This is a genomic window from Desulfovibrio inopinatus DSM 10711 (assembly GCF_000429305.1).
In the GTDB taxonomy this organism is placed as follows: domain Bacteria; phylum Desulfobacterota; class Desulfovibrionia; order Desulfovibrionales; family Desulfovibrionaceae; genus Alteridesulfovibrio; species Alteridesulfovibrio inopinatus.
In genome coordinates, this window is record NZ_AUBP01000029.1 from 37,552 (window position 1) to 51,667 (window position 14,116).

A 14,116-nucleotide genomic window follows, 5' to 3' on the forward strand; every position below is an offset into this window, starting at 1 on the left:
CACGTCAAGAAGAAAAGGAGATATCATGTACGCCCTTGCTATCAATGGAAGCCCCAGAAAAGACGGCAACACCGAATATTTACTTAAAGCAACCCTCGCCCCCATCGAAAAAGCAGGCTGGGAAACGGAACTCATTCAGGTTGGAGGAAAAGAAGTTCGTGGTTGTATTGCGTGCTATAAATGCTTTGAAAAACTTGATGGGCAATGTGCAGTGAAGAAAGACCTCTTCAACGAAGTCATGGAAAAAATGACGCGAGCCAATGCTATCATCATGGGATCACCGACATATTTCACGGATGTCAGTGCCGAACTCAAAGCGGTCATCGACAGATCGGGCCTTGTATCTCTGGCCAATGACAAATTGTTCTGTGGAAAAATCGGCGCAGCGGTCGTCGCAGTACGCCGTGGAGGTGGTATCCATGTCTATGATACCATCAATCACATGTATCTTATGTCCCAAATGATCGTCCCGGGTTCCAACTATTGGAATTTGGGGTTCGGCCTGAATAAAGGTGAAGTGTCCTCCGATGAAGAAGGTTTGGCCAACATGGAACAGCTCGGCCAGGCGATTGTGTGGCTTGGTAATGCCATTACGCCACACCTTGACACCTATCCTTCAAACGGCAAAAATTACGAATAATCAGGGACCGTCTTAACGTTGGCCGGTTTGAGTGATTCAGTCCGGCTCACGATGGAGGCTGTCCTGTCACGAAATCCGATTTTCTTCAGGAGGTGCGCATGACAGCCCCAACGTTCACCCTGGAAATGGCGTCGGTTCTGATTGTCACCGCATTGACCGTCGTCTTTTTTGTAACGGAATGGCTTCGTGTCGATGTGGTCGCCATTGTCGTCATGGTCATCTTACCCATTATGGGACACGTCAGCGGGCCGGAAGCATTCTCCGGCCTCTCCAGTACAGCCGTTTTATCCATTATCGCTGTTATCATCATGGGACGTGGCCTGGACCATTCCGGCGTAGTCAACCGTCTCGTCAACCCACTGATGCGCCTCGCCGGTTCAAGTCGTACACGCTGTATCGCTCTTCTTTCGGGCACCATCGCCATCATTTCAAGCTTCATGCAAAACGTCGGTGCGGCAGCACTCTTTTTACCGGCAATTAAACGCTTGTCGGTCGCTGCCAACATCCCGCTCGGCCAATTGCTCATGCCTATCGGCTTTGCTGCCATTCTCGGAGGAACGGTCACCCTTGTCGGATCTAGCCCGCTCATTATGCTCAACGACTTGTTGACACCATTCCAGCTCGCACCATTCAACCTCTTTGATGTCACTCCCATCGGTCTTCTCCTCGTCGGAACCGGAATTGCCTACTTTCTCGTTCTTGGTCGCAAGGTTCTTCCCGGAACGAGAGATGCCGGCTCGGAACGCCCTCCCTCAAGTAATCCCGTTCAATTTTACCCCGAACTCGGAAATCTCTATGAACTCCGATACCCAAGAGGGAGCGGCCCCGCGCTTCAAGTTGTCAATCTCTGCGACCCACTGAACGTTCATACCGTTGCGCTGTCTCCAGACGGAGGACATGACAAGATTATTCCACCTGATCGTGATATGGCCATTCCTTCCGGATCAGTCTTTGCCGTCTACGGGACTCGTGACCATGTCCAAAGCGCCTGTGGTACATTCGGATTTGAATTGCAGGACGATCTCGATGTTTTTGCCAATGACCTGTCGTTAGAACAAGCAGGAGTTGTGGAAGCAATCATCTCGCCGCGATCAACCTTTGTCGGTCGGTCCTTGTCGAGCATTCGGTTTCGACACAATTACCACATGGCTCCCCTTGCAGTTTCTCGCGGCGATCATCCCGTTTACACGGGTCTTGGTCATCTCGTGCTTGAAGCGGGAGACATCATTCTCATGCATGCAGCCTGGAAACGATTCAGCGCTATGCGCCCGCAACGCGACCTTTTGTTTGCCCAACCCATGGACCGTGAAATCATTCAACCAGAAAAAGCCGGGCTTGCCATAGCTTGTTTTGCCATGGCGACCATTCTCGTCATGTTCTCCGGATTACCATTGGCTGTATGCCTTATGGCTGGGGCGGCCGGTATGATTGTCACAGGTGTGCTTGATATTGACGAAGCATATCGTGGAGTGGATTGGCGGACGGTGTTTTTGCTGGCGGGACTTATTCCACTCGGTATTGCCATGCAAAAAACGGGAGCCGCCACCTACCTTGCCACAAAACTTTTGGCGGCAGTCGGCACTCCATCTCCCGGTTTGCTCTTTTTTATCCTGGGTGCCGTGTCGACAATCGTGACATTGGTCGTATCCAATGTTGGCGCAACAGTGCTGCTCGTTCCTTTAGCTGTAGATATGGCGAACTCGACTGGAGCCGATCCTCGACTTGCAGCTTTGACCGTGGCATTGGCGGCGTCCAATTCTTTTTTGCTGCCAACACACCAAGTGAACGCGCTCTACATGGGGCCTGGCGGCTATACAAGTCGAGACTTCATCAAGGCGGGTTTACCATTGACCATCGTTTTTCTCATCGTCCTCACATTATGTATGACAATTTTGTATTGAGTAACGAAAAAGAAACCCCCAAACTGAATATACAACGTATGGGAAACGTATACAGCTAAAGAGGAGACAACTTGATGTAGCTGAAATCTCAAGATATTGAGTGCAAAACAGCCCAATGTTGTTGTTTATGACGAAACAATGACAGATTGGCCTGCGGATTGCTTTGTGTTCTGTCGATCTTTTCGACAAAATAAGGAGTGTCCTATGTCCTCAATTCGCATTCTTGTTATCACAGCCTGTCTCCTCATGGCTTTTGCTCAAACCGCTTCCAGCCTCAGCTCCGGACACTTCACCAAAGCACAATCATCACAGACTGCCATGATGTCCCAGCATATTAATCCATAGTTCAACGTATTGCGGACGCCGAGAGGAGAGTTGTGACGACCTCCCTGTTTCCCTCGACGAATTTTCAAACGTCTCCATTCCGTATGATGTCATGCGATTCTGAGACGTGATTCGAATTCGCACCGTTTTCTTATATTCTCACCCAACGTATCTCCTCCCTTCAGTATGATACGTTTTGTCATCCTCCTCACTCGATACACAAAAAAGCGCCCCCATCGTACGACAGAGGCGCTGTTCATCAAAAGTAAAATCGAATTCGCTACGGAGCTTGCTGGCGTTTCTGAAAAAACTCAACTTGGCATTCAGCGACAAGTGTCGATAAACGATCGCTGAAGTCGGGATCAAGTGTGGTGTTGATCCCCATCAAAACTTGGTTTTTAAAGACTGTCTCAAGCGAAAAATTCGTCTCAAGACCATGCAACACACACTTACAAAGTGTTGTTGCAGCCTCACTCGGAATATTCTCCTTAGCTCGAGCGACACAGCTTGATAAAAACGAATCTCTCAGCTCTTGCGGATATTGCGCCGCTTGTTGCTGCTCCACTGCGTCCGAACAGGCTCCACAAACGATACAACAGCCCACAACGAGGAGAACACTCCAGCATCGCCGCCCATACCTTCGTGCAAGTCTATTCATGAACGCATTCGACGTACGTTTGCACTATTGCGGTGTAAGCGTCATATTCTTTTTCCCCATGGCATAATAAATACTTGCAATGGAGACTTCATAATCAGCTAACGCTTGGTTCAGATCGGATTCTGCCGTGGACACACGAGATTGGGCGTCCAAAACTTCGGTGTTCGTACCGACCTGTGCCTGATAGCGAGCGACGGCCATACGGTAGCCTTCTTTCGCAGCTTCAAGTCCTTTGCGTGCCACGCCAATACGCTTGGCTGCATCTTGAATGCTCAGGTGAGCGGCCTTCACACTGAACCCGGCATTCAAGCGCGTGTTGGCCAATTCAGCCTGGAGCTGTTTCACATTTTCTTTGGCAGCGCGATAGTTAAAATAGGTGCTTCCCCAGTCCCAAGCCTGCCATTGTGCTTGAACAGACAATGTCCATGATTGCGGTGCCGAAATTTCGGCTTCATCATAAGTCAGGTCGGGATTGTCGCCGACAAACGTGTAGTTGAATGCACCGTTGACCTGCGGATATGCCGGAGACAACGCGATCTTCGCATCTTTCTCTGCCATCTGGACGCTTTTGAGTGCTATATACAGATCGGGACGGTACTTATAGGCTTCTGCCAGGCAAGTATCCACACTCAAAGTAAACGGCAAATACGTCAATTCACCGACATAATTTGTCGATTGCTCCAACGGTACGTTCAATAATGAATTCAATTGTGCAGTTTGCGTCGCAACGTCGTTTTGTGCAATAAGCAGTTGACTTTCAGCCGTCGCAAGATCGGCTTCGGCCTGAAGGACATCGAGGCGAGGCCGTAAACCAACATCGTAAAACGCTTGCGTCACTTGAAATTGTGATTCGAGCCGTGTCACCGAGTCCTGATTACTTTTCACATCAGAACGTCCTTTAAGCAAACTCAAAAACGCCTGCTGAACAGCCAAAATCAAATCCAGTTCGGTTTGCGTTAATTGAGCCGTCGCAGAGTCCTTGGACAGTGCGGCCTTCTGATAGGTGCTCAACAAACGGAAGCCAGTAAACAAAGGCTGAGTGATATCGAAACTCAACGCCCATTCCTGATCACGGCTCCATTTCGGATCGCGAAACGTCAAAGACGACGAGGATGACGTAATGGGGTCATACATCGTCATCGTACTTGTATGCGTATTATATAAGACGTTGTTATTGGAATAGCCGTAGCTCACCGTACCCACAAAACCAAAATCGGCCATAGCCTTTCGACGGCCTTGTTCAGCCGAAACAATAGCGGCCTGCGCAGCTTGCAGTTGAGGGTTGGCGTCTAAAGCACGTTGAACACTTTTCTCGAGGTCAATAACCGGCCCTTCGGTTTTCGGCATAGACCTGTCACCCGAGTCAAGTGTCTTGACATCATTATACACCTGTGCGTCTTGTGCATCCTCTTTCGCTTTGCTTTTTGAACCCGCTTGTACTTGAGCAGCGGTCGGCATCGTACGCTTTCCCGGTGTCACAGGGGGGCTTGCCAGTTCAATCTCAGACTGACTGATCAACTTATCAGGGTCTTCAAGTTTCTGAGCAAAACCAGGAGTGGTTCCGAGACAAAACGAGATGGCGACCAAGGTGCACGCCAGCATACGGAAAAAGAGTTTCGTCGTCATGGTCATGGACCTTCGCGATGTTGTATTTGGATGAATAGGGCCTGCAGGGCGATTTCGCATTACGCTGTTTGACTTCGCCTATCAAGAATTGACCGTATTGAAAAGCTCGGAAAGCACCGAATTCATGTTCCAGAAAAAAAAGCCTCTGCAGAAGCAGAGGCTTTTCGTTTCAAACGGGATGTTAGACATCCAGCAAAATCACTTCAAGTTTGCGCCGTCCGAACTCAAGAGCTTTGTTGGTATTGTGCATAAAAATATCCATGCTCTTTTGTTTTCTTTTGTTCATCAGATCTGAAATGGTAAATACACCATGGTTTTTAATGTACACCTTTTTCCCAAAAACCCAACCTTGTCGAAAAAGGTCTCGTGATACAGCGACAATCCCTTCCCGGACACGGGTATTTGATGCCGTTATCCCCGGAGTATCATCTGTTTCTTGTGGGCGAGGGCTGTAGGCGGTGACGGTCAGTTTTTTTGTCGGTATAGGTTTGGTGCTTGCTTTCTCGCCGCGCGCTGCCAAGACGACTTTCTGCAGGAGCACGTTGATGTCGTGCTGTTTGAAAAGCGCTGTTTCAAGGGCGGTGTTGCGATCTTTCAAATCATTTAATTCAGCTTTCATGTTCGATAAAGTATCATTTCCGAAATATAAAAGACCACAAACGACAGCCAAAAGAATAATGTTGACGGTTTTTGCCATTATGGAACTCCTCTTCGATCATGTTATCGCATGCCGCCTGTCTTCTCATTCAACGACTCATGGCATGCAGTGGGGATTGTTTCGATGACAAAAATCACCTAAACAAGAGAATACGTGAGAACTTCATTGTATAACAACGGTGTCAACTTATGGCAACGTTTTTCTTTTTATACCTTACTGATCGATTGCCGTATCAATCTTTGATCAATTGATTGACCTCAAGCCGTGACAGGCTCTAGGCTTTGTGACATTTTGAACATATTTCCAATTTCCAAAAATCATTTACTTACCCAAGTAATCAATCGGGACGACTTGGCAGAATCCTGCCGAGCAGGTACACATCGTCGACGTCATAAAATCTTTGCTCTGAATGGGAAAAACGCATGTCTCTAGCCCAAAAATGTCCTCTCGATAGCAACCCCATCTATCTTATTGATGGGAGTTCTTTTTTTTATCGCGGTTTTTACGCATTACGCGATCTCAGCCGCTCTGACGGCTTTCCTACAAATGCACTTTTTGTTGTTATCCGCCTTCTTGTCCGTCTTCTGAAGGAAGAAAATCCGACCTATATCGCCTTCATTCTCGACGGAAGGGGGAAAAACTTCAGGCACGAGATCTTTCCCGAGTACAAAGCGAACCGGGACGCCATGCCGGAACCCCTTGTCCAACAAATCGCCCCGTTGCGTCAGGGAATTAATTTACTGGGTATCCCTGTCATTATTCGGGAAAATGTAGAAGCCGACGATGTCATCGCCAGCTTGGCATTTCGATTCAAGGCCACGCATCCCGTCGTCATCGTCGGGTCGGATAAAGACTTGCGTCAGTGCCTGGATAAACAAGTCATCATGTGGGATCCGGCCGGAAAAAAAGAAAAAATCGTCACTTTGGACGATTTCCATAATGAATTCGGCCTTCCTCCAAATCATTGGGCTGACTTTCAAGCATTAACAGGTGACGCAAGTGATAATATTCCGGGTGTCCCCGGTGTCGGCCCCAAAACTGCCATGACCATTCTGGAGCAATTCCCTACCCTGGAAGAATTGGCCGCGCATGTAACCGAACTCAAACCCAATCTCCGCAAGAAGATCGAATCGCATATTGATGCGGTGTTTACCTATCGCGAATTGACACGGCTGCGCACCGACCTGGCACAGGATATTCCACTGGAAACACTTGCTCCGACACCGTCCGATGCTGCAGCCATGGCTTCGTTTCTACGGGAATACGAGTTCCGTTCACTCGCCGCGGAATTTGCCGCCTTGGCCAAAGACGCTCCGGCGGTCAAACCGGCCTCTCCGGCAAAGGTTGGAGAGCAACTTTCTTTGTTTCCCCAATCTTCTCCACAAGCTGCTCCCATCGAAGCCGCTCCGATTCACCCAGAGGATTTACCTGATATGACAGGAAAATCCGTTGCCATCATTGAAGCTAACAAGACCCTGTATGTAGCCTGGGACACGGAAGAACGACGCCTTGCCGGAACTGAACATGAAGCGGCATTGGCACAGCGAGTCAGAAATGCCCAAACCGTGGTCACAACATCAGTCAAAGATATGTTTGCCCGCAATGCAGCCTGGTGCGACATTCCTCTTACAACATGGTTTGACTTGGGATTGGCCGCCTATCTACTCAGTCCTGAACAGCGCAATTACCAATTTGAAAGACTTCGCGAATCCCTCCTGCTGGACCCAAACCATGATCCTTCCAGCTTACCCGAAGGCTCACGAGGCTTGGCGGGACTCGCATTAGCCGACTTATTCGATCGCCAATTGGAGACAGCCGGTCTGAAGCAACTTATCGCCGATCTTGAACTTCCACTCGAACCAGTTCTTTTTACCATGGAACAACGCGGCATCGGCATTGATCGAGGCGCTTTTTCCTCATTTCTCGGCGAAGTGGAAACAGACCTCAATCGCTTGACTGAAACCATTGAACAACAGGCCGGAAAATCGTTCAATCTGCGTTCAAGTCAACAACTCGCCGAAGTGCTCTTCAACGATCTCGGCTTGAAAACAAAAGGGAAAACACCTGGTGGTGCCGCATCGACGTCTGTTGCCGTTCTTGAGCAACTTCAGGATGCCCATCCCATCATTGGAAGTATCCTTGAATTCCGGAAGCTCGAAAAACTGCGTTCCACCTATCTGGAACCTCTCCCCAAGCTGGCCGACGATCAGGACCGCATTCACACCACCTTTGATCAGCTCGCCACCGCAACAGGTCGCCTATCGAGCAAAAATCCTAATTTGCAAAATATTCCCGTTCGCGGTCGACTAGGACAACGTATGCGTGCCTGTTTCACTGCCGGTCCTGGGAATTTGTTGGCCGCAGCTGACTACTCCCAGATCGAACTCCGCGTTCTGGCACACATGTCACAAGACCCGACGCTCATGGACGCGTTTACACGGGGAATCGATATCCATGCACGCACGGCAGGTCTGCTTTTCGATAAAGAGCCTGCGGAAGTTGCAAAAGAGGAACGACGTTTGGCGAAAACCATCAACTTCGGACTCCTCTATGGCATGGGGCCTCAAAAACTTGGTCGGGAACTCGGCCTGACCTTACCGCAAGCAAAAGAGTTCATTGTAAAATACTTTGAACGGCTTACCGCGCTAAAAACGTTTTACGACCACGTCGTTGAGGATGCCCGGGATAACGGTTTTGTCACCACGCTTGCCGGACGACGCCGGATGCTGCCAGACTTGCGTTCCCGCAACAACCAGCTTGCCTCTCAAGCCAAGCGGCAAGCCATTAATACCGTTATCCAGGGAAGCGCTGCCGATATCATTAAAAAAGCCATGTTGCGTGTCGAAGCAGATTCCACACTGGCTGAACTCGATGCACGGTTGCTCCTTCAGATTCACGATGAACTTCTCGTTGAATGTCCGATCGCACAGGCTGAAGCCGCAGGAGAACGACTTGCCTTAATTATGAGCGAAGTTTACAAACTAAGCGTCCCTCTCGCCGTTGACAAAGGCATTGGCAAAAGTTGGGCCGACGCGCACTGAAATTGATATCTTTTTTTGCCCCAAGGAACCTCATATGAAAATTACGGCAAAAACCATTAAGGAAGACCTTGCCCGCTGCAAAAGCGCGTACCTTCGCAATGACGACTTGCGTGCGATGACTGCTTTAGCCACGGCATTGAAAGCGTACACACAAGTCCGCCTTATTGGTCCAGATCGAATGCAAATCGATTCTCAAATGCGTGAATCGATCGCCAATATCAACAAGATGGAATATGTGAAGCGATTGGCACCAGGCCCTATGCCCTACCTTAAGGGTGAAGAAGCCAAAATGCTCAAGCTTCTTATTCCATTGGTCAAGCGCATTGACGAAGAGATAAAGCTGGAAACTTTGGATGCCATGCGAGAACGCAAGCTCAAGATCGATCAATGCGTGCTGCGTGGACAAAAATTCCTTGAGCAGGAAAATATTCTGGAAGCGCAACGCAATTTCCGCGAAGCGGTGGAACTCTACGTGGATGAAAAAGGCCTTTTTCCCCTTATTGCTTCACGTCTCATTGACGCCAATTTGTTCAAGCAATCTTTGGAATATACACGACACGCCATTATTGAAGAACCCAATAACAGTCGGGCGTATGACTTTTTGCGGACCGCCGTCAGCAAACTCAACGAGTACGAACAAGCCACGAAAATGCTTACGGAAGCAAGGAAAAAGCATGAGAATCATGCACAGATTCTCGCAACGTCGGCGTGGCTCGAAGCAAAACAGGGACGGTATCAGGAAGCTTTAACTTTTGCCGATTCCGCACTTGCTGTCGATCCACAACACGATGTCGCTCAACATGTCAGAAATATTGTTCAACAACGCATGAACTGAGCCCAAAACCGCACACTGACATAAAGAGCCCTCTTTCTTTTACGTAAGAGGGCTCTCCTTCTTGAAAGGGTCTCTCGACAAAGGCTCGATCCACACTCGCTGCAAGCGTTCTACGGGGTGACGGTCGTTTGGACGGTTGGTGAACTGCCTTCACCTAGAGGAGTTTTGACCGTTCCCGTGACAGACAATGTCGTCGCTTCGGTTATCTTACTCGTATCAGCAGTGCATTCCACCGTATAAGTCTCTCCTGCGCCCACATCCGCAATCCAATTCCAGGTGCGACCATCATAATTATATCCACCTGTACTGACCGAACGGGCATACACATGCTCTGGCAGTGGCAGGGTAAAATGTGCATCGGATAATGCCGCATCGGTCGTGAGACTGAAACGATAGGTGAGGAGATCACCTTTTTGTACTGCGGAATCTGATACCGTCAGATCGGTTGTCCAATCCACTGTGTACATTGTGATGGATGAGGTTCCACTTGAACCAGATGCACCGTCCTCACCTTCATCGGCGTACACTTTGGTTTTTGAAAATCCACTCACGTCATACGTCGTTCCACCATCGCCGCCTTGCCCACCGTCTCCGCCTGCAACAGACACATGCAACGACGTGTCGTCATAGTTCGCTGTTCGTATATGTACCGTTCCGCCTTGTCCCCCCAAACCGCCGTTTCCCCCTACCCCGGCAGAGGCATAGGAACGGTATGCCGTGGGATCACAGTCAAAACGATTTCCATCACCATATTCGTACGGCACACATTGGCAGTCATAACTTTGATACGTCGTCGGGTCCGATGCGCTCGTGCCGTCCGCCCCGTTCCCACCGGTTCCACCAGACGTATCGACTGTTAGCGCATCAAGAACAGTGGCTTCGATGGACACCTTTCCTCCAGCTCCACCAGTGCTTCCACTGAGCCCTATTTGACCAGGGCGTGAATCGTGTGACGTAAAGCAGGCGGCGGAGTTCCCTCCAGAAGGCGCCCCGTGCTCGCCGGCTTTACCGGCTGCACCACCACCTCCACCATTGGCAGTAATGGAAACATTTACCGTGCCTGCCGACCGGAGCGACACGTTTCCACCAGCCGACCCAACACCATAGGAAGAATGCGCAAGAGCGCCCACTGTTCCGGAAGTCGTCGGAATACACAGACAATCCGTCCAGGAGCACCCCGCATCCTTACAGCCGACACCACTGGCAGATGAACCATTTCCACCATCGCCTCCTTGTCCCGGAGAACCTGGACTTGCTCCATTAGCGATAAAGTAGGCCTTGGTTGTAATATTGTCGGCATAGACTTCGATACGTCCCGCTTCCCCCGGAGCGCCACCCGAACCTCCAACTCCCGCAACTCCGCCATTTCCAGGAGAACACTTGTCGCAAATTTCTCCATTGCCAGCGGCCCCACCATCGCCACCGGAACCGCCGGAGCCAGCGTTGGCGTAAAAATGCCCACCACTCGTCAATGTGCCATGGATAAGAAGGCGAAGATATCCTCCATTGCCTCCCTTTCCTCCATTGCCACCAGCACCACCATTTCCACCAGTTCTTCCCGTGTAGTTTTCGCTGGAGCATCCGGAAGCACCATAGCCACCATCACCACCGCGTCCGCCTGCGCCACCACTGAGATCAATATTGCCGGTGATACGAGCATTTCCGAATACTTCTAAAGTGAGGTCCGGTGCATCTCCACCGGCGCTACCGGATTGACCTGATTCACCACTTCGCCCCGGTGCATAGGTATCATCCGGAGGACTCGTTACGCAGGATGCAGCAGGTCGGCCATCGGCTCCGTGCTTTTTGTCGACAACATCGGATTGTATTCGTCCATTCGAATTCAAGACAAAAGCGTCAGCACGATTCGGGTTTCCATTCTCATCAGTACGATATTCCACTACTCGAATCGTTGTATCGCCACGCAATAACAGCGTTCCGGAAATGGTAAACGTATCGAACTCATACACTCCCGGAGACAAGATCAATGTCTCTCCACTTTCAACAACAAGGTCGCGCACCCCGGCTAATGGAGATGTTGCACTGATGACATCAATTTCAGCTTGCGCCATCGCCAATTTACATACATTGCCGGAATCAGTCCGAGTGACATTCAATGCCACCACATCCACCGTCTCATCAGTACCGGCCGTATACACTGCGGTATCGTCCGTGGAAACAAGACTCCCTGCAGTCCCTCCTGACCATGCATACGAGTAAAGTGCATCACTCACGCCATCTTCCACTTTGGCGGCTAAATCGACGGATTTGGAAACCATGATGCGGGAGACATCCGGTGTGATGGTCGCTACGGGACGATGCAAGAATGCTTTTCCGTATCCAACCAACTCTTTCTTGCCGGAACCATCGTCTTTATAGACCGTGACCATGACCGTATCATCGAGTTGCCCCTGCTCTTGAGGTGTATACGTGACATGATCCATCGAACTTTCAATAGAATTCGCCGTGGTCACACCATCCGTTATGGTGCTGGAATTGCCGCTATTGGTCCAATGATAGCTTAGTGTCGTTCCGGACAAGTCCGGTGCTGTGACGACAGCCGTCAACTCAAGAGCTTGATTACACACCCACGTATCGGCTGGTTCAATGGTGACGCCGTCATCCACAACTTCGATTGCCGATGTGGTTTTACCTAAATAGACATCTTCAAATCCACCGCTATCTAGCGGACGCTTCCAGGTCACATCAACTGTAACGGTATCACTTCCCTCTTCTCGTCCCTTATAGTTAATCCAATCTGACGATGTCGTAATCGTGTTTCCAGTTGCAATTGCATTGGTTAACACCCCGGCATTCCCCGTGTTGTTAAAAACAAAAGAAAATGTCGGTTCATCTCCAATCGAACCGGTTGTATCAGGCAAAGTCACCTTAAAAGTCTCCACAAAGTCCGGTTCTATCTCGCTCGATTCGGGAGCCATCACAATCTTTGCCTTGGTGGCGTCAATTTCCCAAACGTCGGCTTGATTTGACATCGCAGCGTGACCGATGACCGTCAGTTGGTCACCTATGCTCATCGCGATATCAAGCACACCTAAAGCAAAAAAGAGGTTGGATGCGTTTTTAAACACGGTGTTGAGATTGCCCATCGTGCCGGATGAAGTCCCGAGCTTGCTGGCCACATATCGAATAAGGTTGGCGGCTTGTTTCTGAGCCGTGCCGTTAAACACGCAATACTCCAACAATTTATGGACGGCATCGCCGATATGCCCACCCGACAAGCTATTCAGCAACCCGTCCTTATTCCACATCAAAATTTGAAAATTCGTGAGATCACTCCAAAACCCAGCATCCTTCATAAGCGACGGTTGCATCTCATAATACTGCTGAACCGAACCCGTTGCCGGTAAAGCGATATTGAGAACAAGAGGAATGAAAATATCAAAAAGAAGCGCCGTTCCCCAGGCCTCATGCATTTTATCGATCTGGTTGCTCGACAGGCTTCCATCGTTGTCTCCAGCGAAAGCTCCCAAGCCAAGGACCGAGACTCGATACACAGTTTTCTTGGATCCCTCATGTAAGGGTAAATAATGACTTGCGTCTGCAACTTCCTCATAAGCAAATTTGCCGGAGAGAAGATCGCCGAACGTCCCGACAGACCCATTGAGTCCGTCTGTTGGAGCAAGCCAATAAGGATCAACAAGATAATTGATACCACTCAACGTCACAAATGTATCAGATAATTCGGGCACATATCCGAGCTCTTCGATAAGCACGATCGGTCGACGGCGGTATCCATTGGTCAGCCGTATAGTGTTGAATCCGCTAAGTTGATTGAGACGCAGGCCGCTGGCCCCTTGCGTTGGGGTTATGCTCAAAGCGTTTGGTATTGCTTCGCGATGTGTTGTCGACACACTGACTTGCCGAAATGTTTCCACGACATCGAGCAAGGCTTGATGGATATCGCTATTACCATGTGCCAATGCGGCAGGATCGGTTTGCATAGCAGATTCAATGGCTTCTACTAAAGGCGCAAGCGTTGATTCCTGGGTATCGAGCAAAGTGAGCGCATCATCGACAGAAGACAGGCTATAGAATCCAAGTCCGAAGAAAACGAGTGCTTTCGCTGTGGACAGACTATCCAGTTTGGTTTGTCCTTCGCCGATAAATCCCAAGAGAACGACATTACCGGATGCATCGACGGCTAAAGCCAACTGTGGTTCATCGGAAAATGTCTCAATGGTGTATTGCCCATCACTTCCCATGGTTGTCGTCGAGAGACTTGTCTCAATCTGACAAGATGCAAGCGAAACACCATCCGGCAATATCACTGTACCAGAGAGGTTTGTAACTCCTTCATCATCAAGGAGAATCGATGCTATAATGGACGAGATCTCATTCTCAGCCAGAGAATTGCCTGGTAATCCCACAATGCTTGCGAGGATACACACAATAAAAAATAGGGCATGCATATT

General features: G+C 49.7%; 9 protein-coding genes. 5 read left to right on the forward strand and 4 right to left on the reverse strand.

Annotated elements, in window-relative coordinates; genetic code table 11:
- The first annotated feature begins 25 nt into the window (after window positions 1-25).
- The 3 genes from G451_RS0117410 (at window position 26) to G451_RS34215 (ending at window position 2,886) form a co-directional block, all read left to right on the forward strand.
- A complete protein-coding gene (locus G451_RS0117410; protein ID WP_027185265.1) occupies window positions 26-640 on the forward strand; it encodes a flavodoxin family protein in 615 nt (204 codons plus the stop codon).
- Between the two features lie 98 nt (window positions 641-738).
- Complete coding sequence (locus tag G451_RS0117415; protein WP_034642635.1) at window positions 739-2,541, forward strand: SLC13 family permease; 1,803 nt, start codon at window positions 739-741, stop codon at window positions 2,539-2,541.
- A 204-nt stretch (window positions 2,542-2,745) separates the two neighbouring features.
- Window positions 2,746-2,886, forward strand: coding sequence for a hypothetical protein (locus G451_RS34215; RefSeq protein WP_156921695.1), 141 nt, complete (start codon window positions 2,746-2,748; stop codon window positions 2,884-2,886).
- Between the two features lie 259 nt (window positions 2,887-3,145).
- Here the strand turns inward: G451_RS34215 and G451_RS0117425 are convergent, their stop codons facing one another.
- From G451_RS0117425 to G451_RS33030, 3 genes are all read right to left on the reverse strand, one after another.
- Window positions 3,146-3,523: a hypothetical protein gene (locus tag G451_RS0117425; RefSeq protein WP_156921696.1), complete on the reverse strand. Its 378-nt coding sequence runs from the start codon at window positions 3,521-3,523 to the stop codon at window positions 3,146-3,148.
- A gap of 24 nt (window positions 3,524-3,547) precedes the next feature.
- Window positions 3,548-5,155: a TolC family protein gene (locus tag G451_RS30080; protein ID WP_051261623.1), complete on the reverse strand. Its 1,608-nt coding sequence runs from the start codon at window positions 5,153-5,155 to the stop codon at window positions 3,548-3,550.
- Between the two features lie 175 nt (window positions 5,156-5,330).
- The gene (locus tag G451_RS33030; protein ID WP_051261624.1) at window positions 5,331-5,846 is read right to left on the reverse strand and encodes a 3D domain-containing protein; all 516 of its coding nucleotides are present in this window, start codon (window positions 5,844-5,846) and stop codon (window positions 5,331-5,333) included.
- A gap of 383 nt (window positions 5,847-6,229) precedes the next feature.
- Here G451_RS33030 and polA point away from each other — a divergent pair, with 383 nt between their 5' ends.
- Window positions 6,230-8,848 (forward strand): DNA polymerase I, encoded by a 2,619-nt coding sequence (polA, locus tag G451_RS0117440; RefSeq protein WP_027185268.1) that lies wholly within the window; start codon window positions 6,230-6,232, stop codon window positions 8,846-8,848.
- Window positions 8,849-8,882: 34 nt separating this feature from the next.
- Window positions 8,883-9,683, forward strand: a complete 801-nt coding sequence (locus G451_RS0117445; protein ID WP_027185269.1) for a tetratricopeptide repeat protein — start codon at window positions 8,883-8,885, stop codon at window positions 9,681-9,683.
- A gap of 110 nt (window positions 9,684-9,793) precedes the next feature.
- Here the strand turns inward: G451_RS0117445 and G451_RS0117450 are convergent, their stop codons facing one another.
- Window positions 9,794-14,113 carry a hypothetical protein gene (locus tag G451_RS0117450; RefSeq protein ID WP_027185270.1) on the reverse strand — a complete coding sequence of 1,440 codons (4,320 nt, stop codon included), beginning with the start codon at window positions 14,111-14,113 and terminating at the stop codon, window positions 9,794-9,796.
- Window positions 14,114-14,116: the final 3 nt, after the last annotated feature.